This window comes from Pseudomonas sp. UBA5666, assembly GCF_002420785.1.
GTDB classification, from domain to species: domain Bacteria; phylum Pseudomonadota; class Gammaproteobacteria; order Pseudomonadales; family Pseudomonadaceae; genus Aquipseudomonas; species Aquipseudomonas fulva.
In genome coordinates this window covers 39,755-64,237 of sequence record NZ_DIIQ01000025.1, presented here as the reverse complement: position 1 = coordinate 64,237, position 24,483 = coordinate 39,755, and the positions used below count along the sequence as shown (strand labels likewise).

Sequence of the window (24,483 nt, the reverse complement as noted above, 5' to 3'; positions counted from 1 at the left end):
GGAAGCCCGCCCGCGCCGAATTCTACGACCCACTCACTCCAAACCAATTAAAAGTCACCTAAACTTTTACTTTACCAAAATAGTAACCAATAACCACGAGCCCGATACTACTTAACTCATGAGGTATCACATTACCAGAAATTGCCACTATACATATCGTCACAATAACGACCAGTGCCATCAAAGAAGGCAAGTTATCCTTAAGCCCCTCTGAATTAAATAGCTTTTCGGGTGTAAACCATTTCAACAACCCAACCACAACCAACAAAATTACAATCGGCACAATAGCCTTTAACACACTCCCCGCAACGGGATTAACATTTTCCCAAAAACCAGCCAGCATAGACCTTATATCTCTCGAAGCTTCAAGCGACTTATCAGAACGCTCAAAAATCGACCAGATATAAAACCCAACCAAACTAATCATAGAGATGACAGGGACAAAAATTATCAACCACACAATATTCAAAAGGCTATGAATTACTGAGTATAGTCCCTTACTTGATGCGTCTTGGCCAGTTTCCGACACGTAACTCTCCCTTTAAATTCAACAATGTTGATTAACAGCCCAAAGACCAGCTCTCTGACATGAAATACTCGAGCGCTGCCCATGAAGCGGCCAAATGCTACCATCTACCGATAACTCTTAACCATCCTCTGCTAGAAGATGGATATCCAGGGCAAGCGGGCAAAACTGGAGCATCGACTCTTTCAAGGTACAGCACCTACCTTCCATGCCCTAGATTCGCCTCGCTCATGTCGAGTTCACCCAGAACCATGCTTACCACCTCATCGCCAACCAAGTGTTGGCGGTGCAGGTTATACAATTCTAAGCGCTGAGCACGTAAGGCCTTCAGCCGCAAGCGGCGCTCAAGCTGATCCATCTGCTGCGCCAAGGCTCTCGCTTCATCGCTGTCGTTGTAGCTCTCCAACTCCTCGCGGTACTCCGCCATCAACCGCGCCTTTAGCTCAGTGGACATCGCTGCTTGAGCGGCATCCTGGGCTGAACCTACCTCGGCCACGTCTTCTGCCTCAAGCGCGTGGATGGCTGCTTCAGCGGTACGCTTCCAGACCTCCTGCACTTCCTGGTGCAATTTTTCATCCGGGCTCATGCTCACCCCGCGCAGCAGCAAAGGCAGTGCGATGCAAGCTGATATCAGCGAAAGCAGTATCACTCCGGCAGCGATGAAGATGAGTAGGTCGCGTTCTGGAAATACGGTGCCAGGAGCGAGGAGCAGAGGCACGGACATGACACCAGCCAAAGTCACCGCTCCACGCACACCGCCCAAGGTCAGAAGCCAGCAGGAGCGCGTGGTTGGCATAAGTACCAGTTCGGCCTTACCCCTCCAACGGCGGACTACCCCTATGCCTCGCCAGATGCTTTGCACCCAGACGAAGCGCAGTAGGATCAACACACCGAATATCGCCAGCACGTCCAAACAGCGGAACGCCAACGTCGGCCACAAGGTTGCCTCGTGACTTACCGCAGCCTTGATGATATCGGGCAGCTGCAGGCCCAGCAGCAGGAAGATCAGTCCGTTGAAGGCAAACTCCAGCAACGACCAAACACTGCGGTTGAGTAAGCGCGTGCTGGTTTGGCGAGGCAGCAGATCGAGCCAGCTCTGCATCATGCCAGCAGCAACAGCCGACAAGATACCTGAAACGCCCAGCCGCTCTGCCAGAACGTAGGCTGCAAACGGCAACAGCAACATGAATACGACATGAGTCGCTGGGTCATCCCAACCTCGGGTGATCATCCACATCCGGAGCCGCCCAAGCAGCCAGCTCAAAGCTACACCCACAGCCAAGCCGCCCAACGCCACCATCACGAACGACACGCTTGCGTCGGAAAGAGAGAACACACCTGTGATCGCCGCTGCTAAAGCGAATTTGAACGTCACCAGGCCAGACGCATCGTTGAGAAGGGCCTCCCCTTGCAGCATACGCATGAGAGGCGTTGGCAGCCTGCCTTGGGTGATCGCCGAAACTGCCACCGCATCCGTTGGTGAGAGTACAGCCGCTAAGGCGAATGCAACCGGAAGCGGAATGCTCGGCAGGATCCAATGAATAAAGTATCCAGCTACGACTACGGTGAATAACACTAGGCCCACGGCCAAGGCCACCACCGGGCCACGAATACGCCATAACTGACGTTTAGGGATACGCCAGCCATCGGCGAACAACAGTGGCGGGAGGAACAGGAAGAGGAACAGCTCGGGATTTAACGCAACGTGAAAACCTAACGTCGGCCATGCCAAAAGCGCCCCAGCGCCAATCTGCACGAGCGGCAAAGGTATGGGGAGCACCCTCCCGATTAGCTTGGAGACGCTTACTAGCATCAGCAGGATTAGGACGGTGTAGGCTGACTGCATGCTACGGAGTTCCTCGTCAATCGAGAGCGATGTACCAGTGTCGACGACCTGGACTTTGCCATTTGAAACAATATGTTAGTAGGAAAGTGGAGGGCTGGCCGCTGCACCAAAGTCGGATCGGGCAAGAGGATCTGTATCATGATGTTGCTGGGAATGTACATCCGATACGGAGTTCGTTCATTCCGTATCACCCGTAGTCGGACGCTATTGCCCTGCCTCACGCCTATAGATGCAATTACCCTGGAAGCACTAAACGAAGGCGCCCCGCCGACACAGCATTCCCTATTGGGTGCACGCATCATCGGCAGCATGTTCTCGTCATCGCAGTGAAAACGGAGTGTGACCTGCAGGTGACTCTTCAGCTAAGCACCAGGGAAGGATCACAATTGAAAAAGCCCCCAATTGGGGGCTTTAGCAAACCATCAGTGGAGCGTGTTACTGGGCGAGCCAGCCTTCCACCACGTCGCCACCATACTGGGCTTTCCACTCCTTGAGCAGCTTGTGATTGCCGCCCTTGGTCTCGATGATTTCGCCGTTGTGCGGGTTCTTATACTGTTTGACTTGGCGAGCACGGCGCGGGGCCTTCTCAGCTACAACTGGAGCAGCTGCACGGCGGCTCGCCTGCGGATCCAGAATGTTGATGATGTCGCGCAGGCTGTAGCCGTACTCAGCCAGCAAGTCACGCAGTTTGGTCTCAAATTGAATTTCGGCTTGCAGCTCGGAGCTGCCCTTGAGTGCTTCAAGTTCTGCGAGCTGGGCGGCAAGCTGTTGCTCGAGTTGACGGAATTGTGCCAGGCGAGACATGGATAAGTTTTCCTTGTACAGGTGATAGGAGGAAATGTCGTCATACTACCCGCTAACTTCTACTGAGTCTGCGCTTGGTACCATGGAGCTAGGGATCCTCCGAGCAAGTTAGCTTCTGGCGTGCAGAAGCTAACGCACTGGCTCGTGCAGAACACAGACCGGTCTGTGGCCCAGATCGCATACGAGTGCGGATTCTCCGATAGCACCCACTTCTGCAAGAGCTTCAAGAAGCGCTTTTCGATTTCACCTGCGCGGCTTCGCAAGCAACACAGGGAAATGGGCTGCGTCTAGCTCGATCAATTGACCCGCTGATGTTCACGCGGGCTGCTACAGCGGTCTCTTTAGACCCCGGTATTCAGCTCCCAAAACGCCCCATCCTGGCTCAAGGACAATTGTCGCGGCGAGTCGCAATCTGGCATGAAGGCGGCGCATTGGGAAGGTTCGCCATGCAAAAGCGGCACGTACATTGCTGATGTAACGAGTACAGCAAAAGGCAGCCTTATCGCGAGCTTTCCACTCGTTAGTTTTAATCGTTGGACGTCGGCGAATACGGCAGGAGCCGTCACGTTTTGTACTGCCTACAGGCGGTCATGCCTGGGCACATGATTATAAAAAGAGGACGCTACTCATCATGACGATGCCAAAGTCAACCCTGGATGTCTCCAGAATGTTCATTATTGGTGGTGCATGCATTGCACTACTCATCGGCTCAGGTTTTGCGACGGGCCAGGAAATCATGCAGTACTTTGTCGCCTATGGTCATGCCGGGCTGATCAGTATCCTCCTGATGTTTGCACTCTTTACCTATGTTGCGTTCAGTTTCGTCATGGCGGGTTACGAACAAAAGTTCAGCGCGCCCAAGGAAATATTCACGTATTACTGCGGTAAAAAACTCGGCGCCTTCTTCGACTATTTCTCGGTGCTTTTCCTGTATATGTCGTTCTGGGTGATGATTGCCGGAGCGGGGGCCGCGCTCAATCAGAAACTTGGCTGGCCTAACTGGTATGGCGGCGTGTTGATGGGGGGCTTGACCTTGGTCACGCTGTTCTTCGGCTTCAATCGGTTGATCAGCGTGGTGGGTTCGATCGGCCCTCTGCTTTCGGTTCTAGCGATCATGATAGGTGTGGCAGGTGTCGTCATGAACACCCAGGGGCTGGTTGAATTCCCTGCCGTATTGAAGCCATTGACCGAAAGCAAGACCGTTCTGCAGGCCGGGAGCAACTGGTTTACAGCCTGCCTTTCCTACGTAGGTTTCTGCATGATGTGGCTGGCGGTCTTCATGACCAACCTGGGCAGTACCAGCAAGAGCCGGGCAGAGGCAGGGGGTGGTGCGTTTTTGGGGATGTTGCTTTTTTCCCTGGCCGTGCTGGCCATGATGCTGGGCCTGGCTGCAAACCTCAGCGATGTTGCCACTGCGCAGATCCCATCCCTGGTGCTGGTTGAAAAAATTTCCCCTTCGCTGACCGGCCTGATCACGGTGGTGATTCTCGCCGCCATCTACACCACGGCAGCGTCGCTGCTCTGGGCCCCAGTGAAACGCTTCGCGCCAGATGAGTTCAGCATTCGTCATCGACTGCTGCTGTGTGTGCTTTGCACCGTGGGCACGCTGGTTGGTCTGAATGTGCCGTTCGATGCACTGATCAACGTGGTATACGTGGTCAATGGCTATATTGGTTTCGGTTTGCTCTTCCTGATGCTGGTCAAGGATTTCAAGACCCGCGTATTGAAGCGCTCCCTCCAAACCGTATAAGCAAAAATCGCTTATCTTCACGCTGAACCTCACAGGTATCGACTGAGACGCTGTTGGACGTCTCAGTCGATCTTTGCTTATATGAAACGCTTAGGGAAACTCCGATCAAGTCAGCACAGGCAGCCTGACCTGTGCTGACTTGATCGGAGTTTCCCTAGAGGCCTGGCGAGGCACCACGCCCTACAGGTTGGTCAACGACCCTCCACGTGGGCGAAGAGCTCTGCAGGCCTGCAACGCCCTTGTCTGGGGCTCTAAAACCTTTGTCGAGCACAGATCGACCGGAGTTTCCCGTGTAGAACGTCCGTCGTGGAAGCGGCCACAAGCGAAACGGCTGTAGTATCATTCTGGCACTACACAGCTATCCAGACGGGATTCAGATGCAAAAGCTGTTCGAGGGTATCACCTGGAGTGACTGCCTCACCGTCAAGACTGATTGGGTCGAAAAATTCTTCCATCGGATCCCCGAGGTACTGGATCTCAAAGTCAGGGCACACGCTTTGTCCCTGAAATTTTCAGGGAACCGCCAAGAAAGCCTCGCTCTAGCAAAGTATGTTGGCAACCGGATTCAGCATTACGTTTTCGACAGGAATGAACTCGAAGAGTACGAAGAAAGAGACGAAAACCCTTACCCAATGGCATCGAGCTTCTTCGCGAACACTGATCCAGTGTACGACGGAAAGTATGGTGAACTTATCCTATACCTGTTGGTTGAAGCCATCTTCAAAACTCCAATGGTATGCCACAAGTTAAGCTTGCTCACAAATGTAAAAGATCAAGTTAAGGGCGGAGATGGGATATTTTTTGGGGAGAGACACAACAACCTATCAATCTTAATTGGTGAGTCAAAAATATATCAAGATCTTGGCGGCGCAATTGGAAGCTCGCTAGACTCAATTGACCGATTCAACCAAAACCACCTACCGAGCTCCCTTGATCATGAGCTTTTCATCGCCCGATCAAACATTTCAAAAAATCTCACACTTGATCAGGCAAAAGCCCTGCTTCAAGCGTTTCGCCCTGGAACAGATGAATACCAAGCGTGCAACAAAATATTCCCAATCCTTCTAATTTATGACGATAAGAAAATCGACAGCATTGAAGAGGAAGCGAATAACAGAGATCACGCTGAAGAGCTTGTTGCCGAGTGGATAAAAGAACACTCATCAGAAGCAGTTAAAAACATCAGAGCGCGACTTCAGAACAAATCCGAGCTACGGAAGCTATTCCTTGAATTTTTCCTCATCCCAATGAGTAGCGTCGAAACATTCAAAAAGACACTTTTCAAGCAAATCCATGGGATAGAATTCAAAGAAACACCAAAAAAACCGAACCCTAACAAGGCAGCTAGGAAGGCAGCTAAATGAACAGGGATACAGAAGCCCTCCCACTCGAAGCCTCTAAGGATGAAGGGTTTGTAGAAACCTATGACAACTTGCTAAAAAATCTATTCCTCAGCAAACAGGCTGGCGAAACTAATGGAATATTTATACCCCATCAGAAGCTTCAACACGCCACATGGCTTGCCTCAATTATTTCGCTGAGCAAATCTGAAACATTAAAAAACTTGGCCAACTCCTTTGGCGCACTGCTGCACCTTTACGCGCCTAACAACCCCGCATACCAGAGGGCGTGCTACATTATCCAGTCGAGATCTGGAAACCTACTTTCAAGTAAGCACATCCCTAATATTTTCGAAAACGGCAAGTATTTAAACAGCTTTGGTGCTCTCCTTGACATTGAACTTGGCACAACACGAGGCCGGTTAACACACAGACTAGAAGGTGCAGGCGAGTTTGTATTTACCGACTACCAAGCAAAGCTTTGGGCAGCCATTCGAAGCGGCGCTAACGTCGCAATTTCTGCCCCTACATCTGCCGGCAAGTCATTCATTATTAGGCGATACATTGTTGAGAAACTAAGAGCCACCCCTGAAACAGCAATATTTGTGGTGCCGACCAAAGCACTGATTAACCAAGTAAGCATGGACTTTAAATCCGACCTTAAAGACCGCGCTCATGTTTACACCACATATCGTCCTCAAGATGATGGCGATGAAAAATCAACGATTTATGTATTGACCCCGGAGCGATGCAACAAGCTGCTTCAGGACAAAACCATCAGACCTCCTAAGATTATCTTCATCGATGAGATCCACAACCTTGAGGCGGAAGGTCGTGGCATGGTTTTTGAAAACTGTCTTTACGGGCTGGTGGCGAGATTCCCGCAAAGCCAGTTTATCTTTGCCGGCCCTTTCATTGAGGACATCGCGACACCTCTAAAGGAGCTTTCAGGCTTAGAACTCATAGACGAAACCACTGTCGCAACTCCTGTATTCCAAGTCAAAGCTGCAATCACTTTCTTGTCACGGAGTTATTCCGCTGAGTATCGAATTTCCAGCCAGACCGGCAACGTAATTTCCGGCGAAACAGTCTTGAACAAAAGACTTTTTTCTAAAGCCAAAAGCAAGAAAGGCCAAGCGATTGCTGCGTTCTTGGGGAATCTGAAACAGGACGAAAGCTGTATTGTGTTCGCACCTGGTAAAGCTACCGCTGAGAAGTGGGCCCTCGAGTTACCTCGTTCAAACAACTCAAGCCGAGAACATGAGGATGCGATTGAGGAACTTATTGATTTTTTAGCCGATGAAATACACCCTGATTACTCACTAATCAGAACACTGCGAAATGGTGTGGCGTTCCACCATGCTGGCCTGCCAGACATTGCCAGGATTGAAATCGAAGAATTGTACTCAAAGGAAGCGATTAGAAGCTTAGTATGCACATCGACACTGCTACAGGGCGTTAACCTACCTGCAGACAAGCTCATAGTTATCAGCCCTAAAAATGACAGCACACCCTTAACACCTTTCGAGTTCAAAAATCTTATTGGTCGAGCCGGGCGTATCAGCACCAACCTCTACGGTGAAGTCTATTGCTTGGAAGTAAAGGACGAAGAGTGGGGTGAAGAAAAGCTGACGAATCATGAAAAGACCAAAATCAAAACCAACACGACCGCCATCCTTCAGAAACATACCGACTCAGTAATTCGACTCGCCACCGCCACCCGCAATGAAATATTCGAAAACCAAGATGACGGAAAATTATACTCTACCATCTGTTACCTTAGACACCTTTTCGTGTCTGACAAAAAGCACTTTGACCGATTGCTAGGCACGTCACAGATAAGAGGTGACCATAGAGTAGAATTAGAAGAAAAGCTATCCCAGGTAAAGGATCAGCTTTCCATACCTATTGAACTTCTTCGCCAAAACCCATACGTAGACCCACTACTTCAAAATCAGCTTTATCTAAAGATAAAAGAAGATCCATTTTCCTGGATCCCGACGAACCACCCTAATACACGGCGACTCCCTCCAGCGCCTGACGACATCAGCTTTAAAAGTCAGAACTTTTATCAGCAATTTGATGACATCGCACGCAGACTGGATAGAATCTTCCATATTGAGAAAGAAGTTAACTCTAAATTCACAAATCCAGGCGAGTACGTCAGCATCGGCACATTGGTCTACGATGCTTACCAGTGGATGTCTGGAAAGTCACACCGCTTCTTCATCGATAAATTCCTAAACAAGCTTGCTCAGAACCCTGAGGACTTCTCTAAAGAAGAAGATACTGAGAACGAATCAAAAAAACGGCCAGTAGACAAAGCCGCTAGACACGTCACCAAAAACATCAGTAGCAACATAACATTTAAACTTGTCAAATACTTCTCTCTTTGGTCGGACATAACCAAAGCTTGTACGTCTGAGGCCGTTCATGAAGAGTACGCATACGCCCTAAGCCTTCCATCCATGATTGAACTCGGAAGCTACGACCCAAGGGTACTTGAACTCATGTCACTTGGCATAAATAGAAGTATTGCACTAAAACTACGGAAAGATCTTCCAAAAACCGTGGAAAACGTTGAAGCTTGGCTCCAAAACTACAACACCACCAAATTATCCCCGTTGCTTCGCAGATACCTAGAACGCTCAGGACTCACAAGAAGGCATGATGAATAATCATGCCGCCGCTCGGAAAGGGGCTGACTACCAGCCCCTTAACACACAGAGTTCATTTCAACATGTCACCCTGAACATCTTCATTTTGGCTAGCACTTGAGACTAGAACCTTGCCAACAGTCGACAAGAATGATTCCTTCGAAGCAATAGCATCATCCAGTAAATTCTGCTTATGCAAGGAAACAAACAAGGCTACGGAGTAAGCCTGACAGTTGATTGACTTCTCAGGATTGAACTCGATATCAGTAAAAGCCGAGTACGAAAGAATTTCCTCAATCATATCTGGAGACTGAATCCGTTAGATGCTGGTTCAATCCGCAGCAAGGGATCCATAGTGCCAACCTCATCTTTTATTGTTTTTGGAGACCCATAGTTGACTTTAGGCGTATGGATTGACAAACGAAGGCTTCTCACCCAAGGTTGAATTAAATTTAGCCTAACCTAATAATAATGAGAAAGATTCCTAACTTCGCCGCAATCAAAGCATTTGAAGCTGCTGCGCGCCTGGAAAGCTTCGTTGCCGCCGCCGATGAGCTCCATCTATCCGCCTCGGCAGTTAGCCACCAGGTCAGAAAGCTGGAGGCCACTCTGGGCATGGAGCTGTTCAAACGTCAGCCTCGCTCGGTGGAGTTGACGATCCAGGGGCGGGCGCTTGCCCAGCGCTTGACCGTCGCGCTCGACGGCCTGGAGTCTGCACTTTCTATGTGGATGCCGAGCGCCGAGCAACTGCACCTGGCCGTTCATTGCTCGCCAAGCTTTGCTTCCAAATGGCTTTCACCACGCCTCGCTCGCCTCGTCAGTGAACCCAATCCGCTTCATATCCGCCTCACTTCCAGCGCCACGCCGCCTGAGCTCACCCGACACGAGGAGATCGACATTGCGATCACCTACGGGGCGCCGATCCAGCGGGTGGGCGTGATTGCCGAACCTCTGGGGTTGGAGACTATCGCACCAATGAGCTCGAAGCAGTTCTTCGACGCTTCCCAGACGCTCGAACCGCACCTGCTTAAGCCTGGCTCACTTATCGACTCCCAACTGAGCCCAGTGCGCTGGAGCGACTGGTTCCGCCATGAAGGGGTTGCCGAACGCGCAGACTTGGGCGGTTTGTCGTTCGACCGTGCCGCGCTCGTCCTCTCCGCCGCAGCGGATGGGCTGGGTATTGCCCTGGAGTCCACCCGTCTGGCAGAGACAGAGTTGCGCCAAGGCTCTCTGGTCGTACTGAATGGACATCAGCCTCCCTTGCAGCGGGAGATGCATTTCCTCTGCTACCGTGGCTCGATGAAAGGGAGCCGCAAAATTGAGCGGTTCAAGGAATGGATCATGAACCAGATCCATGAAGCTTGATGCTCGCCCTTCACCGCTCCACTGTCAGCAGCAACGGCTAACCCTAGGCCCCTGCAATACCCGTATTCATCCAGATCATCAGCCCGGTTAGGGTAGCCAGGGAACCCAGGGTAGAGATCAGGATGGTGCGGGAGATAAGCCCTGCCTCCCGACGATAGAATTCAGCCAGCATGAAGGGCCCAGTACCGGTGGGCAAGGCGCTGAGCAACAGCGCGGAATTGGCCCACATCGACTGCAGCGCGAAGACTTTGAACGCCAGGAACCAGGTCAGCAGCGGCTGTCCCACGAGCTTGATGGTGACCAGCGGCCAAGGGTTGCTCTTCCCTCCAGTCGACTTGACCGTTTTCTGGCCCAGGAACAGGCCAAGCGAAACGAGAGCACAAGGCGTGGTAGCCGTAGCGAGCATGTCGAGGAAGCTCATGACTGGGTGAGCCAGCGGAATACCTGTCATCGCCCAGACAGCCCCAGCGATGGGCGCAATCACCAGAGGGTTCTTGGACAGCGCCTTCACTACGACCCCTACTGCTCGGCCGAGATGCCGCTCTTCCTGCAAGCCGATTTCGATGCAGATCACCGCAATGGCGAAGAGCAGGCACACAACGATGATCGTCGAAATGAGCGCCGGTTGAAGACCTGGATGGCCGAATACAATCGCACACAGCGGAATGCCGATGTAGCCAGTGTTCGCATAACCAGCGCTCAAGCCGTCGATGCTTGAAGTGGCAAGGCTATGGCCGGTGCACAACCGCCACACCAAAGTTGCGACGAAAATGGCCAGCGTGCCGGCACCGAAGGAAATGATGAAGCCCGGCTGCCAAATTTCAGCCCACGACGCGGTCGCGGTCACCTTGAACAGCAGCGCGGGTAGGCAGAGCCATACCACCATCTTGTTGATCTCGGAGGCGGCCTGGTCTCCGAGTCGGTTGGTCTTGCGGCAGATGAAGCCTGCGAGGATGAGGGCAAAGATGGGCAAAACGATTGCAAGGACGGTGTACATGACTTCCACGTTTGGAGGGGATTTTAGGCCTGTATAGATTAAAATCGCCGACCAATGCAGTCCAATGACTATAAAGTAGTAAATCGATACCTCTGGAGCATCAATGATCGAACATCGCCATCTACGCTACTTTCTTGCCTTAGCCGACCACCTGCACTACGGCAAAGCATCAGCGCAGGTAAACGTAGCGCAGCCCTCGCTGAGTCGGCAGATTGCCGATCTTGAATCCCAGCTAGGCTGCCGGCTGTTCGCTCGCACCTCCCGGTCGGTGGAGCTCACCTCAGCAGGTTACGAATTTCAACGAAGCGCGCAGCTGGTCATACAGGCTATGGACTCGGCGATTCGCTCCACTCAAGCTGTCGCTCGGGGCGAGAAGGGAGAGTTGCGTATCGCGTTTACGTCCATGATCGCCTGGTCAGGCCTACCCAAGATGATCAAGGACTACGCCGCTAGCGCGCCTGGTGTGAACCTGGAATTGAGCGAGTTGATACCGAGTGCGCTGATGAAAGCGGTAGAGACGGGAGAATGCGACATTGGGCTTACCTTCACAGCCACGGTTCAGCCACCGTACCAATTTCGGGAATTGCAACGTGAGTCCCTCAGTATCGCATTACCGGCTGATCATCCGCTGGCGGGCAAAAAGTCGGTAACAGTCCAAGACCTTACTGATGAGCCCTTCATCTTGAGCCCTCGCGATACCGCCTCCGCCCTGCACGACACAATCTTCAAACTATGTCGAGACAGTGGATTCGAACCCCGCGTGCGGATGTACACCCAGCTGCAAGGGACGATAGTCAATCTGGTTGGTGAAGGTCTTGGCGTCTCGATCATTCCGACGTCCATGTCGAAATCGAATCCAGACTCGGTTCGGTTCATTCCAATTACCAACGCACCCGAGATCACCTTGGGGATGGTCTGGAACATGGAGAACTCCAACCCATGCCTTTCCGCCTTCATTCAATCGGTCGGCGCCCGCCTTGATCAGCCATGATCGCTCGGCGGGCATCGATACTCGATTGCTAGCGGTTCACCACCGATTTGGGCATCGCCAGGCAGACCACCGCAGCACACAGCAGCGCAGCCGCGATGCAGTAGAGCGCGATGCTGGTAGAGCCAGTGGTGTCTTTCACCCAGCCGATCAAGTAGGGGCTAATGAACCCAGCCAAGTTGCCGATGGAGTTGATCATCGCGATCCCTGCCGCCGCCGCTACACCGCCTAGGAATGCAGGCGGATAGCACCAAAACTGGCTCATAGCAGTCATCACGCCCATGGCCCCCACCGAGAGAAATGCCACCGTCAACATGGGGTTTTGCTCTGTGGTGGTGGCGAGCACCAACCCCAAGGCGCCGATCACCGCAGGCACCGCCGCATGCCAGCGACGCTCAAGCACATTGTCCGAATGCCGCCCGGTCATGACCATGGCAATCGTCGCCAGGGCATACGGGATAGTGGTCAGCAGCGAGACTTCCGCCGCACTCTGAATACCCGAGTTCTTGATCAGCGATGGTAGCCAGAAGGTGATGCCGTTCAGGCCCATCATCACGCCGAAGTAACCTGCACTCAGCAGCCACACCTTGGGGTTGGTGAAGGCGCTGAAAGCAGAGTGTCCATGGTGCGACTGGTCTTCTCCCTGAAGATTACGCTTTAGGACGGCTTTCTCTTCCGTGGTGAGCCACTTGGCATCGTCCGGATTGTCACGCAGGTAGAAGAGGACGACGAAGCCGGCAATGATCGAAGGTATTGCTTCGAGGGCGAACAGCCACTGCCAGGCTGAATAGCCATGCCACCCGTGAGTGGTCGACATGATCCACCCCGAGAGTGGCCCGCCAAGCACACCCGCCATGGGGATGCCAGTGAGGAACATCGCAGTGATTTTCCCGCGCCGGGAAGACGGGAACCAGTAGGTCAGGTAAAGGATGATACCGGGGAAGAATCCGGCCTCAGCAACCCCCAGCAGGAATCTCAGCATGTAGAACATGGCGGGCGTTTGTACGAACACCATACAGGCTGACAGTACACCCCAGCTGACCATGATGCGGGCGATCCAACGACGAGCGCCGATCTTGTGCAGCATCATGTTGCTCGGCACCTCAAAGATGAAGTAACCGAAGAAGAAGATCCCGGCCCCAAGGCCGTACACAGTCTCGCTGAACTTGAGTTCGTCGAGCATCTGCAACTTGGCGAAGCCGACGTTCACCCGATCCAGGTAAGCGAACACGTAGCAAAGAAAGAGAAAGGGAATCAGTCGCAGGGTTAAGCGCGCGTACAGCTTTGACTCGTCCGGAATGGAACGCGAATCGGGGACGCAGGCAGCATCAAGAGCATTAGGCATCTGCCTATCTCCAGTCATTGTTATTGTGCGGTAAGGAAGAGGCGCCGCCCGGACGGACAGCGCCAGAGGGCGTTACGAGAACATGTCAGGCTGCTCAGCCGCGATCTTGTCGTACAGCGCCTGGAAGTGCAGCCAGCCAATGAAGGGGCTGCCCACGTTTTCACGGCTGTAGCGGCAACGCTCTGGCGAGACCAGTTTCGGTGTGATGCCAGAGGCTTCGATCAGCAACTGCTGCTGGCAGCAACGCTCCAGGGCAATGAACCAGAATGCGGCTTCATCGATGCTGTGACGGCTCGCGGTCAGCAGGCCGTGGTTTTGGTGAATAGCAGCGCGCACGTCCTTGAAGTAATCGCAGACGGCGTTACCGGCCTTGGTCTCCACCGCAACGGCACCAGCCTCTGCTGTGATGACGACGTGGTCTTCAAAGAAAACGGCAGCATCTTGGGTGATCGGCAGCAGCGGACGCCCGGTGGATGCCCATGCGCCACCGTAGATGGTGTGAGCGTGGCACATCGCAACGATGTCTGGATGCGCTTCGTGGACGGCAGCGTGCAACACGAAACCGGCACGGTTGATGGCGTAATCACCCTGAACTACTTTGCCCTTGTGGTCGGCCAGGATCAGGTTGGACATCTTGACTTGTGAGAAGTGAACGGCCATCGGGTTCGTCCAGTACAGCTCAGGAAACTCTGGATCACGGACGGTCAGGTGACCGGCAAAGCCGTAATCGAGGCTGTGCTCAGCGAATGCGCGGCACGCTGCCACCAAGTGCTTCTTGCGGTACTGACGCTCTTCTTCGAAGTTCTTGAACTCAGGGATCTCGGGGAAGATGAGCCCTTCCTGTTCAGGCTGATAAATCGAAATGCGCTTCTTACCGCCTGCGGTTGGGTCAAGTTTGAGTACCGATTCCACGATTACCACCTCTGGTTATTGTTTGGGGTGACGTCATGGTCTCGATCTGGCGTGGGGGTGACAAACGATCCGTTTTCAAGCAAGGCTCAATAAAATTCAGTCTTGGCTGTTTGGCATCTACGGCATGAAGCTGGCGTTACGAAAACTCTCGAGGGCCTGATCGCAATTCAGCCCTTGAAACGCAAAATGCCCTGGAGCGAGTAAACGCCAGGGCACATTGCACTGATGCTGCGATGCAGCGTCGGAAGGGTGTCAGGCGTTTTGCATAGCTCTGACTTTGTCAGTGGTAATGAGCTCACCACCGATGCCCCACTCACCGCTCTTCACTTCTTCAAAGATGACCCAGGTCACACCACGCATTTTCTCGCCTTCAACCGAGACCATGGCGTCGGTGATCTTGCTGATGATCTCTGCCTTCTGCTCGGTAGAGAAAACACCTTCGATGCCTTTCACAGTTACCAATGGCATAACATACTCCTTCAGTTATTGGGTTATTGCGATGATCAATACGCCTGATTAAGCCTGGTAAGGCGCGTAGTCCGTGTAGCCTTTTGCCCCGATCACACCGTAGAACGTGGAATGATCGCTGGGGGCCAGAGGCCAACCGTTTTGCATCCGCTCAACCAGATCGGGGTTGGCGATGTAGGGGGTGCCAAAGGCGATCAGATCGTGATTGCCGTTCTGCAGCTCCGCTTCTGCCAGCTCAGCGGTAAAGCCACCTGCACCAATGACCGTGCCCTTGTAGAGCGAGCGGAACTGCTTGTAGAAACCATCCGGGAATGGAACCGCGTCCAGTGTTGGCTGGTAGTTCAGATGGACGAAGGCCAATTCGCGCTCGTTCAATTCGGCAGCAACACTGTTCCAGGTTGCTTCCTCTTCCGGGTACGGGCGAAGGTCATACAGGCGCCCAAACGGCGAGATACGAACACCGACACGGAAGCTGCCAATGGCATCAGCAATCGCGTCGACCGTTTCCAGCAAGAAGCGCTGTCGGTTTTGAATCGAGCCGCCGTACTCATCGGTACGCGTGTTGATTTGGCTGCTCAGGAACTGGTCGAACAGGAATGCGTTAGCCGCCATGAGCTCCACACCATCGAAGCCCGCATCCACCGCTCGCAGTGCGGCGGCAACGAAGTCTTCGGTCACGCGGTGGATCTCATCCACAGTTAAAGCACGCGGGACACTCGGTGCGACCGGGCCAGCCACACCGGGTGCAGTCCAGGCGTAAACCGTAGTGCCCACAGCAGGCTCGGCACTTGCCGAAACAGGCGCTGCGTTGCCAGGCTGCAGCGATTCGTGAGACATCCGGCCTACATGCCACAGCTGGGCGAAGATCTTGCCGCCTTTAGCATGAACGGCATCAGTTACCTCGCGCCAAGCGCGGGTCTGCTCGTCGGTGTAAATGCCGGGGGTGTACAGGTAACCGCGCCCCTCGTCGGAGATCGGCAGGCCTTCAGTGATAATTAGGCCCGCCGAGGCCCGCTGCGCGTAGTACAGCGCGGTCAGCTCGGACGGCACATTGTCTTCCGTCCGGGTACGGGTCATTGGGGCCATCACAACGCGGTTGGCGAGTTTGAGGCCTTCCAGGTCGTAAGGAGTAAACAGCTTTTTCATGATCTACCTCTGCAAACGACTTCGTGAATCAGGCGGCTGGTTGGCCGGCGATAACTTCCAGCTTGGGCACCATGCGGATGGCCTTCGAGAAGTTGGCGAGGTTCACGGAAGTCTTGGTGACAATGCGGTGTAGCTCTTCCACTTTTTCTGCAGGTGCATCGGTGTGGATGCGCACCACGTAGCTCATCTCGTCGAAGCCTGGGTTGACGCTCTCGTCCAGGCCCAGGAAGCCACGCAGATCCAGCTCACCACTGGTTTCGATTTCCAGACTGTGGATAGTGATGCCCATGGCCGATGCGTTCACCACATAGCCAACTGAGAGGCAGGCGTTCAGGCCAGAGATAAGTAACTCCTGCGGGTTGGGGGCAGAGTTGGTACCCAGCAGCTCCAGTGGCTCATCAGCCGCGATCTGGACGTTTCGTGGGTAGTCGGTGCCGCTCAGGTGGAAGCGGTCAATGGTCGCCACGGTGCGGGTCTGATGTTCCCACTTGGTGTTGATTTTGAAGCGTGCGTGACGCTTGGCTGGATCTTCAGCGACGCCCTGTGCAAAGGCTTGCAGAGCAGCGACATCGATACCGTTGAGATGCTTGTCCATTTTCAGTTCCTCTCAAAATCGTGGATAAAAACTCAGAATTAAAAAACAGGTGAAGGCGATGGCCTGGTCAGCTCTCGCAACCAGAAATCGAGCAACTTGCTCCACTCACGCTCTCTCCATCGTTCGAAAGATCCTCAACAGCTGATTTCAGCACCTTGGAGAACACCTCAACCTCTTGGGCCCCTGAGAGATAGCGGTTGCCATTGACAACGAACAATGGGATGCCGGTGCCAAGGCCCTTAACGGTTGCTTCATCGCTGAGAATCGCTGCTTCCGAAGAATCGAATCCAAAGAGGTCAGCAGCACCAACTTCAGCTGCAAGATCTTTAAGTGTTCGCTCATCGAAAATGTCGCGCCCCTCTGTAGTTCCAGCTGCGTAGAGTCGCTCTACATATTTCGCCTGTAGCGTCGGACTCGAAATGGCTTTCACGTACTGATGCGCCGCACTGGTGTCCCCGAAACGCATCACATCGAAGCGGTAGTCCAAGCCCTCAGGAGAGGCGACTTCCTGAATAGCTTCCATGAAGACCTGTGCACGAGCCTGGCTACCTGTCTTCAGCACCAGTGCCTTCTCGAATGCGATGGGCTGCATGCCTTTGGCCAAGCGGTAGGCCCTGGGTACAACTTCAACCTCTACGTCGCTCGGAAGAGCGCCGATTGCCTGCTCCAACCGCTTCTTTGCTATCCAGCACCAGGGACAGACAAAGTCGGAATAGACTTCAACCGTGATCTTTTTCATAACTTTCCTCTGCACCTCTGCTGTCACAAAGAACGGCCTGGGCTATCAGCTACGATCCATGGCATCCAGCACGTGGGTGCTGTAAACAACCGCCGCGCCGGCATTCAGATTCACCGCTACTCCAAGTGCCTCAGCCACTTCCTCGGTCGTGATGCCAAGCTTCTTGGCTTCCGCTGCATGGAACGCGATGCAGCCGTCACAGCGAGTCGTTACTGCCACCGCCAGTGCGATCAGCTCGCGAGTCTTCGCGTCCAGGTGATTGGTTTTGTTACCGGCGTTACCGAGCATTGCCACACCCCGCAGGGTGTCAGGCGAATGCGCACCGAACTCCTTCAGGCGGGCGCTGACGTCGGTGATGGTTTGTTCCCAATTTGGCATGCTAGACATAGTTACCACCCTACTGGTTGATAGGTAAGACATTTCAAAAAAAGGCCGACACGTGACCCGTTTCGGCCCTGTTCTCAAGCAGAGATCAATACTCTGCAACCATCCGAATGACTGACATATTCACGTGATCATCTTCGTTGGTGGCCCAATTGATGAAGCTTGAGCCTTCAAGGATGCTCAGCAGCAAATACGACTTTTCTCTGGCGCCACGACCCTCGGTAATCTCACCCGAGGTAATTCCTTGATCCATGACCTTGGTCAACCAGGACAATTGCACGTCGAAGAAACGGCGCGTTTGTCGTTGAAGCCCGTCAGGCAAAGCCGCCATCTCTGCAGCCAATGCGCCACACAGAGGCAGCAGTCCACCTTCGGTGCTTGCATGGAACAACACAAAGAACGCATGAAGCCTGTCCAATGCAGTGGGATGATTGATTTCGATGCGTTCGAACTCAGCCTCCACCCGCGATACGTACTCTTCAACGATTGCAATCCCCAGGTCTTCCTTGGTTGGGAAGTGGTAGTGGATGCTCGCCTTTCGAATACCAACCGCATCGGCAAGATCCGCATAGCTAAATGCCGCGTAACCTTTGGTACGCATCAGCCCTTCAGCGGTTTGAATTAACGCGTCCCGTGTCGCCAGTGCCATAAAATCTCCTGCCAAAATCGCTCGACCAGAAAAGCGATTCCGGCCACTACACGCTATGTTACTTGCCTTGCTTACGACCGGCCATGACTCCGCCGTCCACATCCCAGACTGCGCCGGTTACCCAAGACGCCTTGTCCGACAGCAAGAAGACGATTGAGTCAGCCACATCACGTGGTGTGCCATTGCGACCCAGCGGGTGGAAATTGTTGAAATCCTTCAGGGCACCATCCAGCTGATCACCAGGGATGAAGCGTTCGAAGATCTTCGTTTCCACGATACCGGGGCTTACCGAGTTGACGCGGATACCATGCTCTGCCAACTCTGCACCCGCATGGCGAGTGAGAGTGTCCAGGCCGATCTTGGCCATCGAGTAAGCCGATGCGGGTACGCCTTCAACAGCCTGCCGAGCAGCCGCAGCCGTTACGTTAACAATAGAGCCTGGCTTCTTCTGCGCGATCAACTCCGCAGCCACATGACGGGTCAGGAAGAAAATGGCGCGGTTGAGGTTGAGGAAGTTGTCGTAGTCCTCCAACGAGTGCTCAACGAAGGCCTTGGGGTAATAGATGCCGGCGGAGTTGACCATCAGGTCAATATCCTTGTGCTCGGCAGCCAGCTTCTCGATCAACCCCTTCACGCTGGCGAAGTCGGTGAGGTCAGCCGAATAGGCAACGACCCTACCCTCACCTACCAGGGCTGCTAGCTCTTTACGGGCCGCTTCGGCCTTTTCGGCACGGTTACCCACGATCACGACTGAGCCGCCTTGTTCCGCAACCATGCGTGCGGTTTCAAGACCGATACCGCTCGTACCACCTACAACCAGAAGCTTGCGACCTTTGAACTGCATGAGTAGTACCTCCTCGGTTTGTCTATCTACTGGTAGGTAGATTAGACCCGCGTGATTTGAGTGTCAAGCTACCGCCTGTCGTGATCGGCCAGAGGGAGTGGATGACACCGCTAGGGGCCGCTAGCCCGGGCGGATTAGAAACCGGTACAACTCAAGGAAGCTAGACCAGCCAATGACCAGCACGAAGACACCGTTCATTTGATCGTTCTTGGATTGCCCCAGCCAGGTCGAGACGGAAACAAAAAAACCGCCAACAGGCGGTTAATGAGATGGTCACCCCGACACCCTGCGAGGGCTACGCTTTCGCAGGGTGTTTTCATTCCGGAGGCCATCATCATGAGCGATTTGGCACTGGTCGGTATCGACCTCGGCAAACATACCTTTCATCTGCACGGCCAGGATAAGCCCGGCCGGGAGCTGTTTCGCAAGAAGCTCTCACGACAGCAAATGATGCGGTTCTTCGCCAACCTGCCAGCGTGCACCGTGGTGATGGAAGCATGCGCCGGCGCACATTTCGTCGCTCGTGAGCTGACCGCCCTGGGGCATCAGGCGAGGCTGATTTCTCCTCAGTTCGTTAAGCCCTTTGTCAAAGGCAACAAAAACGATTTCGTCGATGCGCAAGCTATCTGCGAAGCCGCTTCGCGCCCTTCGATGCGTTTCGTTTCGCCCAAGACCGAAGCTCAGCAGACTCTTTCTGTGTTACATCGCCTACGCGAGTCACTGATCCGTGACCGCACTAAGGCCGTCAACCAGATGCATGGGTTCTTGCTTGAGTTCGGCATCAGCTTGCCTCAGGGCCTGGCGGTCATGAAGCGTTTGTCTGCCGTTCTGGCGGAGCACGAGCTGCCTGCTCGGCTGACAGTGCTGCTGCAACGTCTGCACGACCATTTCGCCTATCTGGACGAGCAGGTCAAGGCACTGGATAAAGAGCTGGTTGGCCAACTGGCCGACGATGATCTAGGGCGTCGTTTGTTGAGCATGCCCTGTGTCGGGCCGATCACCGCCAGCCTGCTGGCTGTGGAAATGGGCGATGGTCAGCAATACGGCTGCAGTCGCGATTTTGCCGCTTCTCTAGGCTTGGTGCCCAGGCAGTACAGCACTGGCGGCAAAGCTAACTTGCTAGGGATCAGCAAGCGAGGCGACAAGAATCTGCGACGCCTTTTGGTGCAATGCGCCAGGGTCTACATGCAGAACCTGGCGCGGCAGAAGGGGGCTCTGGCGGACTGGGTGCGAGCGCTTATGACGCGCCGACACTCAAACGTGGTCGCCTGTGCACTGGCCAATAAATTCGCCCGCATAGCTTGGGCGATTTCTGCTCATCACACCCAATACGAAACAGGGCCAGGCGCCTTGAACGCCTGACCCTGTGGTTGTTGCTGTACCACGATTCACCTTTCAGGTTTTGCGATAGCTGAGCAATAGATGAAATAAACGGCCTACCGGCCTGGCGAGGATCCTGACATAAAAATCGGCTCTCGAAGCCGAGCGGTTTTTAAGGATCGTCAGGCGCGGCTCTCATCGTGGCGCGGGGCTTACCCCAATTTGACGCCGGATAGATTTAAGCGAGCCATCCATTTCATCCGTTAATCAGTATTGCAAAAAATGGGGTGACCATAGATTTTTTAATGGTGTAGCTCGGGGTCTCCAACTCCCCACGACGGGGTTTGATTTGTCGCTGAAGAGGTCTTTTCCTCAGAGAGGCTTTGGTGTCGGACACATACACGATGAGGCTACCTATCGTGTACTCATTGCGTCAAGACGCAATGTTTACTGACGCCAGGACTCGACGGTTTCAGCGCCATGCTCGGTTTTCCATGCCTTCAGAATTGCATGATTACCACCCTTGGTCTGAACCACTTCACCACTGTGCGGGTTTTTATAGATCTTCAGCTCGCGGGGCTTACGGCTGCTCTTTTCCTGGGCGGCTGGGGCCGGAGTACGTGCAGAGGCTTTGGGATCAAGAATGCTGATCACGTCGCGCAAGCTGTAGCCGTATTCACCGAGGAGAGCTCGCAGCTTCTCTTCGAACTCCATCTCAGCCTTAATGGCCGAGTCACCCTTCATGGCTTCGAGCTCTGCCAGTTGCTGAGCGAGTTTTTGCTCTAGACGACGAAATTCAGCGAGACGGGACATCGGGACGTATTCCTCAGGAGGCTAATTATTTAGCAAGATTACAGAATCGGCTGAGGAAAGTCATAGCAATCTCAGGTCGCCCAAGCCAGGTGACTACATGGAGCGGCCCATCCTTCAGAATCGAGGCTGTAACGCACATTCTGGAATGTAACAGCGTCAATGTTACATTCCCAAAACCACGTTACAAGCCCCATAAACATTGGGTTTGCGACCAAACCGCAAGCGGAGCGCGCAAGCCACGATGGCTGAAGGCGTGAGGATGGAAGCCCGTAGGGCCGTGACCGGCAAGCCGGGCACGGTTTACGACAGCCGTCCCCCACAGGGGCACGCTCAAGTATCAGCGATGCATTTTGCTGAATCGCTGTACTAACTTGTCCGGAGCAATCGACTTCCAGGTCTCAAGCGAAGTTGCCTTACGGAACAAGTTGATACCTACGCCAACGAAACCAGCGAACACCAAACCAGCAATGGTAAGTGAATAGCCAGTCAGATCGGATACAAATTGGGCAAAGCCATTGTACGATCCACCACTTGTATCAAACGCGCCGATTGCAAAAAACAACCCAATCCAGGATAGCAGAAACGCCACGCCCGCGATTACCGCACCGTTCACCCAAATACCTAACTGGCTTGTGTACTTCAAGCTAGGCTGCTCTAGGATTTTCCCGTTTTCGGCCTTTACAGCCATTACAAATCCTGTATTTTTTTGCTTATTCCTCGATTTCTGCACAAGGCCATAAAAGTCATACCGGCCACCATTCTCCAACTCCTCATAAATTCGAGTAGGCATCCGAAAATTAGGAATGAGGACGTCGTCGATTTTCATGATGACTTGCACATTATCTGAGAAGCTCTCAAAAACTCGTATGTCCTGTAGGCACCCTGAAAACTTCAGATATTCAAACTTTATAAACACTTGCAGCTCCTTGCTCAATTCCTGAATGACAGGCAGGGGAAGGCCTCGAGCACACCTCGGCATGCTCAGGCTCGATCTAAATCAGTGCAGCTGTGTATTAGGGAAGCGGTCTCCAACCAAGCGGCAGAAATCCCTCAAGCTGCGGCGCCCACCATCACGGCGGAAGGTAGCCACGACATACTTGGAGTTCATGGTCGTGATCACCCAGAACTTGCCTTCCTTCCTGACATTCACGATGTCGGATGTCTGGATCAGGTGCCCATCGGCAAAACGACCATGAGGCCCTTGCCGCACATGCCCGAAGACGACGCCAACGGCGCTCAACCGATGAATGTGGACATTCACCAGAAACGCAGTGACTTCGTCCTCATACCCCTGGCCTATAGCTCGAGCAATACGCAACAGATCGAAGTCCGAGTAGCGCTTCATGTGGTAGTCCACCTTCACCGTGTTGACCTCTGACATGCCTAAGCCCTCCGAGGCTCTGAAGCATTGGCCTGAGCCATACCGCGTCGGTACAGCTCTTTGACGTCGCTCAGGGAGTCGGCACCGAGATCAGGCTCATGCGTATCGACATACACAGCACCACCTTCTACTTCCAGAACACAGATGGCCACACCAGCCTGGTTGTGTCCCATCGAAAGCGACGTGAGCTTCTCCATCTTCCAGCAGCCATCCTTGTTCATCCAGGATGGGGTGACGGCTTGGACTTCCTGCACAACCAGACTCTCGTCCTGCGCTACCAGCAGCTCGACGAGGCGCATCTCATCGTTGAGCATCTCCTCATAATTCCTGAATTGACCTTCATGGAGACGCTGAACGCTCACGTGGTACCAGTGGGTAGCGAGAGCTCGGGAAACGCCATGCCAATGCATCAGCCCGTCGCCGAACATACCGGGGATGCCTGCCATGTCAGCTTGGTGAGAACGGAACATATCTTGATCTCTGAAACAGTCGAGTCGTCACAAGCGGGGGCCGCGACACCTAGAAGATTGAGAAGATGCCTTGCAGCGAAGACGACTTGCGTTGTCCTGGCCCTTTGAGCACGTAGACGGTGTTTCTAGTCTCGAAGAGGTAGCCTTCATTGAAGGTTCTAGCGATTGTCGACCGCACCCAATCGCCAGGCTCGAAACGGCGCTGTTCGTCATGCACGACCTTGTGGGCAAACAAGAACATGGGCTGACATCCAGCCGCAGCTACCTTGGCCTGCTCATCTTCCGTGAGGATGGCGTCCAAGATCACCCAATCCTCTACCACGCAAAGAGGCATCCGCTTGTAATGTTCTCGAGCAGCGAGGAGCACATCTTCGAGGGATAGTTCAGAGCCGACCAGGTCAACGCCTCCCTCCCCAAGTAACCCGTCGCTGAGTGGGCTATCCATCAAGCACATCCCCGCATTTCATTTTTCATAAATTGCAGGCCCAGAGGCCAGACCGCCATGACGAGGAATATATTCGTTTGTTTGGCGATAGGCAAACGCGGCATACATCTTGGTTTTTGGGGATTTGTAATGTCGCTCCGCCAATCCTTTGCGGCAGTGCTCCAAATGCTGCGCCAAAGCAAAGGCAACACGCAGCGCTCCATGGCATCCAGCCTGGATCAAACGACCATCAGCAAGGTGGAGAGCGGTAAGCATTCGGTGACGTTGGATGTGAGCCAAAAATTGGCTGCTGCGCTTGATCTTGAGCTGACCGCCTTGATTGCATTGACCGTTTCTCGGGACAGCAATCGCACGCCTAGGGAAGTCCTCCTCGCCTCGCTGGCCGAGATTGAAGCCCTCGGACTGGCTGACACCAACCAAACCTCGGAGCCTGAAAGAAAGGTTCCGCTCAACGTTTCAGCTGCGCGGAAGAAATGGCAGGCCGTACAGGAGCTGAAGGGAAAAGGGCTTACTCGAGGTCAGGCTGCAAAACAGCTTGGGATGCCCGAGTCGACGTTGCGTCGATTGTGGAATCAGGTGTCCGAAGACTGACGATTTGGCAGCAGTTCATCTAGATGACACTAAGGACATCGACTCAGCACTCAAACACCGAATCAGCGCATTCGGAGGCAGTGCTCATACCAACCACGCATCCATCTG

The 24,483-nt window shown here is 53.6% G+C and carries 27 protein-coding genes; 8 read left to right on the top strand and 19 right to left on the bottom strand.

Features of this window, described 5'->3' with window-relative positions; all coding sequences use genetic code 11:
* Positions 1–58: 58 nt before the first annotated feature.
* The 3 genes from B2Y33_RS12935 to B2Y33_RS12925 form a co-directional block, all read right to left on the bottom strand.
* On the bottom strand, positions 59–529 hold the full coding sequence (locus tag B2Y33_RS12935; protein ID WP_206405772.1) for a hypothetical protein: 471 nt from the start codon (positions 527–529) through the stop codon (positions 59–61).
* A gap of 196 nt (positions 530–725) precedes the next feature.
* A complete protein-coding gene (locus B2Y33_RS12930) occupies positions 726–2,372 on the bottom strand; it encodes a Na+/H+ antiporter (RefSeq protein WP_206405771.1) in 1,647 nt (548 codons plus the stop codon).
* 435 nt (positions 2,373–2,807) lie between these two features.
* A complete protein-coding gene (locus B2Y33_RS12925) occupies positions 2,808–3,176 on the bottom strand; it encodes a histone-like nucleoid-structuring protein, MvaT/MvaU family (protein ID WP_206405770.1) in 369 nt (122 codons plus the stop codon).
* A 120-nt stretch (positions 3,177–3,296) separates the two neighbouring features.
* Here B2Y33_RS12925 and B2Y33_RS23260 point away from each other — a divergent pair, with 120 nt between their 5' ends.
* From B2Y33_RS23260 to B2Y33_RS12910, 4 genes are all read left to right on the top strand, one after another.
* Positions 3,297–3,467: a helix-turn-helix domain-containing protein gene (locus B2Y33_RS23260; protein WP_125920377.1), complete on the top strand. Its 171-nt coding sequence runs from the start codon at positions 3,297–3,299 to the stop codon at positions 3,465–3,467.
* Positions 3,468–3,807: 340 nt separating this feature from the next.
* Complete coding sequence (locus B2Y33_RS12920) at positions 3,808–4,926, top strand: hypothetical protein (RefSeq protein ID WP_170976261.1); 1,119 nt, start codon at positions 3,808–3,810, stop codon at positions 4,924–4,926.
* 377 nt (positions 4,927–5,303) lie between these two features.
* The gene (locus tag B2Y33_RS12915; RefSeq protein WP_206405769.1) at positions 5,304–6,290 is read left to right on the top strand and encodes a HamA C-terminal domain-containing protein; all 987 of its coding nucleotides are present in this window, start codon (positions 5,304–5,306) and stop codon (positions 6,288–6,290) included.
* Positions 6,287–8,944 carry a DEAD/DEAH box helicase gene (locus B2Y33_RS12910; protein ID WP_206405768.1) on the top strand — a complete coding sequence of 886 codons (2,658 nt, stop codon included), beginning with the start codon at positions 6,287–6,289 and terminating at the stop codon, positions 8,942–8,944. The genes B2Y33_RS12915 and B2Y33_RS12910 overlap by 4 nt, the downstream gene beginning before the upstream one ends.
* A gap of 52 nt (positions 8,945–8,996) precedes the next feature.
* On the opposite strand, the gene B2Y33_RS23255 is transcribed toward B2Y33_RS12910, so the two are convergent.
* Entirely contained in the window at positions 8,997–9,224 is a 228-nt protein-coding gene (locus tag B2Y33_RS23255; protein WP_373870382.1) for a DarT1-associated NADAR antitoxin family protein, read from the bottom strand.
* Between the two features lie 170 nt (positions 9,225–9,394).
* Between B2Y33_RS23255 and B2Y33_RS12905 the strand changes: the two genes are divergently transcribed.
* On the top strand, positions 9,395–10,288 hold the full coding sequence (locus B2Y33_RS12905; protein WP_206405767.1) for a LysR substrate-binding domain-containing protein: 894 nt from the start codon (positions 9,395–9,397) through the stop codon (positions 10,286–10,288).
* Between the two features lie 43 nt (positions 10,289–10,331).
* On the opposite strand, the gene B2Y33_RS12900 is transcribed toward B2Y33_RS12905, so the two are convergent.
* Positions 10,332–11,285 (bottom strand): AEC family transporter, encoded by a 954-nt coding sequence (locus B2Y33_RS12900; RefSeq protein ID WP_206405766.1) that lies wholly within the window; start codon positions 11,283–11,285, stop codon positions 10,332–10,334.
* Between the two features lie 103 nt (positions 11,286–11,388).
* On the opposite strand from B2Y33_RS12900, the gene B2Y33_RS12895 reads away from it, so the two are divergent.
* A complete protein-coding gene (locus B2Y33_RS12895; protein WP_206405765.1) occupies positions 11,389–12,276 on the top strand; it encodes a LysR family transcriptional regulator in 888 nt (295 codons plus the stop codon).
* 28 nt (positions 12,277–12,304) lie between these two features.
* Here the strand turns inward: B2Y33_RS12895 and B2Y33_RS12890 are convergent, their stop codons facing one another.
* The 9 genes from B2Y33_RS12890 to B2Y33_RS12850 all read right to left on the bottom strand — a co-directional run bounded on the left by B2Y33_RS12890 (position 12,305) and on the right by B2Y33_RS12850 (position 19,355).
* Positions 12,305–13,618 (bottom strand): MFS transporter, encoded by a 1,314-nt coding sequence (locus tag B2Y33_RS12890; RefSeq protein ID WP_206405764.1) that lies wholly within the window; start codon positions 13,616–13,618, stop codon positions 12,305–12,307.
* A 72-nt stretch (positions 13,619–13,690) separates the two neighbouring features.
* Complete coding sequence (locus tag B2Y33_RS12885) at positions 13,691–14,530, bottom strand: class II aldolase/adducin family protein (protein WP_009681448.1); 840 nt, start codon at positions 14,528–14,530, stop codon at positions 13,691–13,693.
* Between the two features lie 252 nt (positions 14,531–14,782).
* Positions 14,783–14,998 carry a tautomerase family protein gene (locus tag B2Y33_RS12880; RefSeq protein WP_206405763.1) on the bottom strand — a complete coding sequence of 72 codons (216 nt, stop codon included), beginning with the start codon at positions 14,996–14,998 and terminating at the stop codon, positions 14,783–14,785.
* 48 nt (positions 14,999–15,046) lie between these two features.
* A complete protein-coding gene (locus B2Y33_RS12875; protein WP_206405762.1) occupies positions 15,047–16,144 on the bottom strand; it encodes an alkene reductase in 1,098 nt (365 codons plus the stop codon).
* A 28-nt stretch (positions 16,145–16,172) separates the two neighbouring features.
* Positions 16,173–16,739, bottom strand: coding sequence for an OsmC family protein (locus B2Y33_RS12870; RefSeq protein WP_046784311.1), 567 nt, complete (start codon positions 16,737–16,739; stop codon positions 16,173–16,175).
* Between the two features lie 67 nt (positions 16,740–16,806).
* A complete protein-coding gene (locus tag B2Y33_RS12865) occupies positions 16,807–17,478 on the bottom strand; it encodes a DsbA family oxidoreductase (RefSeq protein WP_039612627.1) in 672 nt (223 codons plus the stop codon).
* Between the two features lie 45 nt (positions 17,479–17,523).
* Positions 17,524–17,856, bottom strand: a complete 333-nt coding sequence (locus B2Y33_RS12860; RefSeq protein WP_009681453.1) for a carboxymuconolactone decarboxylase family protein — start codon at positions 17,854–17,856, stop codon at positions 17,524–17,526.
* A gap of 94 nt (positions 17,857–17,950) precedes the next feature.
* The gene (locus B2Y33_RS12855) at positions 17,951–18,511 is read right to left on the bottom strand and encodes a TetR/AcrR family transcriptional regulator (protein ID WP_009681454.1); all 561 of its coding nucleotides are present in this window, start codon (positions 18,509–18,511) and stop codon (positions 17,951–17,953) included.
* 58 nt (positions 18,512–18,569) lie between these two features.
* A complete protein-coding gene (locus B2Y33_RS12850) occupies positions 18,570–19,355 on the bottom strand; it encodes an SDR family NAD(P)-dependent oxidoreductase (RefSeq protein ID WP_039612625.1) in 786 nt (261 codons plus the stop codon).
* Positions 19,356–19,691: 336 nt separating this feature from the next.
* Between B2Y33_RS12850 and B2Y33_RS12845 the strand changes: the two genes are divergently transcribed.
* Positions 19,692–20,717 (top strand): IS110 family transposase, encoded by a 1,026-nt coding sequence (locus B2Y33_RS12845; protein ID WP_054573869.1) that lies wholly within the window; start codon positions 19,692–19,694, stop codon positions 20,715–20,717.
* A 405-nt stretch (positions 20,718–21,122) separates the two neighbouring features.
* On the opposite strand, the gene B2Y33_RS12840 is transcribed toward B2Y33_RS12845, so the two are convergent.
* The 5 genes from B2Y33_RS12840 to B2Y33_RS12820 form a co-directional block, all read right to left on the bottom strand.
* Positions 21,123–21,488 (bottom strand): histone-like nucleoid-structuring protein, MvaT/MvaU family, encoded by a 366-nt coding sequence (locus tag B2Y33_RS12840; protein WP_039612624.1) that lies wholly within the window; start codon positions 21,486–21,488, stop codon positions 21,123–21,125.
* A 337-nt stretch (positions 21,489–21,825) separates the two neighbouring features.
* A complete protein-coding gene (locus B2Y33_RS12835; protein WP_143133043.1) occupies positions 21,826–22,314 on the bottom strand; it encodes a hypothetical protein in 489 nt (162 codons plus the stop codon).
* A gap of 171 nt (positions 22,315–22,485) precedes the next feature.
* Positions 22,486–22,869, bottom strand: a complete 384-nt coding sequence (locus B2Y33_RS12830) for a hypothetical protein (protein ID WP_206405761.1) — start codon at positions 22,867–22,869, stop codon at positions 22,486–22,488.
* Positions 22,870–22,871: 2 nt separating this feature from the next.
* Positions 22,872–23,339 (bottom strand): hypothetical protein, encoded by a 468-nt coding sequence (locus B2Y33_RS12825; protein ID WP_206405760.1) that lies wholly within the window; start codon positions 23,337–23,339, stop codon positions 22,872–22,874.
* Positions 23,340–23,388: 49 nt separating this feature from the next.
* Complete coding sequence (locus B2Y33_RS12820; protein WP_119714290.1) at positions 23,389–23,784, bottom strand: DUF6957 family protein; 396 nt, start codon at positions 23,782–23,784, stop codon at positions 23,389–23,391.
* 129 nt (positions 23,785–23,913) lie between these two features.
* Between B2Y33_RS12820 and B2Y33_RS12815 the strand changes: the two genes are divergently transcribed.
* Entirely contained in the window at positions 23,914–24,375 is a 462-nt protein-coding gene (locus B2Y33_RS12815; protein ID WP_206405759.1) for a helix-turn-helix domain-containing protein, read from the top strand.
* Positions 24,376–24,483 lie beyond the last annotated feature (108 nt).

Coding starts and splice junctions, on each gene's coding strand:
- B2Y33_RS12930 (WP_206405771.1), bottom strand. CDS start 2,372: ATGCAGTCAGCCTACACCGTCCTAATCCTGCTGATGCTAGTAAGCGTC.
- B2Y33_RS12925 (WP_206405770.1), bottom strand. CDS start 3,176: ATGTCTCGCCTGGCACAATTCCGTCAACTCGAGCAACAGCTTGCCGCC.
- B2Y33_RS12920 (WP_170976261.1), top strand. CDS start 3,808: ATGACGATGCCAAAGTCAACCCTGGATGTCTCCAGAATGTTCATTATT.
- B2Y33_RS12915 (WP_206405769.1), top strand. CDS start 5,304: ATGCAAAAGCTGTTCGAGGGTATCACCTGGAGTGACTGCCTCACCGTC.
- B2Y33_RS12910 (WP_206405768.1), top strand. CDS start 6,287: ATGAACAGGGATACAGAAGCCCTCCCACTCGAAGCCTCTAAGGATGAA.
- B2Y33_RS23255 (WP_373870382.1), bottom strand. CDS start 9,224: ATGATTGAGGAAATTCTTTCGTACTCGGCTTTTACTGATATCGAGTTC.
- B2Y33_RS12905 (WP_206405767.1), top strand. CDS start 9,395: ATGAGAAAGATTCCTAACTTCGCCGCAATCAAAGCATTTGAAGCTGCT.
- B2Y33_RS12900 (WP_206405766.1), bottom strand. CDS start 11,285: ATGTACACCGTCCTTGCAATCGTTTTGCCCATCTTTGCCCTCATCCTC.
- B2Y33_RS12895 (WP_206405765.1), top strand. CDS start 11,389: ATGATCGAACATCGCCATCTACGCTACTTTCTTGCCTTAGCCGACCAC.
- B2Y33_RS12890 (WP_206405764.1), bottom strand. CDS start 13,618: ATGCCTAATGCTCTTGATGCTGCCTGCGTCCCCGATTCGCGTTCCATT.
- B2Y33_RS12880 (WP_206405763.1), bottom strand. CDS start 14,998: ATGCCATTGGTAACTGTGAAAGGCATCGAAGGTGTTTTCTCTACCGAG.
- B2Y33_RS12875 (WP_206405762.1), bottom strand. CDS start 16,144: ATGAAAAAGCTGTTTACTCCTTACGACCTGGAAGGCCTCAAACTCGCC.
- B2Y33_RS12870 (WP_046784311.1), bottom strand. CDS start 16,739: ATGGACAAGCATCTCAACGGTATCGATGTCGCTGCTCTGCAAGCCTTT.
- B2Y33_RS12865 (WP_039612627.1), bottom strand. CDS start 17,478: ATGAAAAAGATCACGGTTGAAGTCTATTCCGACTTTGTCTGTCCCTGG.
- B2Y33_RS12860 (WP_009681453.1), bottom strand. CDS start 17,856: ATGCCAAATTGGGAACAAACCATCACCGACGTCAGCGCCCGCCTGAAG.
- B2Y33_RS12855 (WP_009681454.1), bottom strand. CDS start 18,511: ATGGCACTGGCGACACGGGACGCGTTAATTCAAACCGCTGAAGGGCTG.
- B2Y33_RS12850 (WP_039612625.1), bottom strand. CDS start 19,355: ATGCAGTTCAAAGGTCGCAAGCTTCTGGTTGTAGGTGGTACGAGCGGT.
- B2Y33_RS12845 (WP_054573869.1), top strand. CDS start 19,692: ATGAGCGATTTGGCACTGGTCGGTATCGACCTCGGCAAACATACCTTT.
- B2Y33_RS12840 (WP_039612624.1), bottom strand. CDS start 21,488: ATGTCCCGTCTCGCTGAATTTCGTCGTCTAGAGCAAAAACTCGCTCAG.
- B2Y33_RS12835 (WP_143133043.1), bottom strand. CDS start 22,314: ATGAAAATCGACGACGTCCTCATTCCTAATTTTCGGATGCCTACTCGA.
- B2Y33_RS12830 (WP_206405761.1), bottom strand. CDS start 22,869: ATGTCAGAGGTCAACACGGTGAAGGTGGACTACCACATGAAGCGCTAC.
- B2Y33_RS12825 (WP_206405760.1), bottom strand. CDS start 23,339: ATGTTCCGTTCTCACCAAGCTGACATGGCAGGCATCCCCGGTATGTTC.
- B2Y33_RS12820 (WP_119714290.1), bottom strand. CDS start 23,784: ATGGATAGCCCACTCAGCGACGGGTTACTTGGGGAGGGAGGCGTTGAC.
- B2Y33_RS12815 (WP_206405759.1), top strand. CDS start 23,914: ATGTCGCTCCGCCAATCCTTTGCGGCAGTGCTCCAAATGCTGCGCCAA.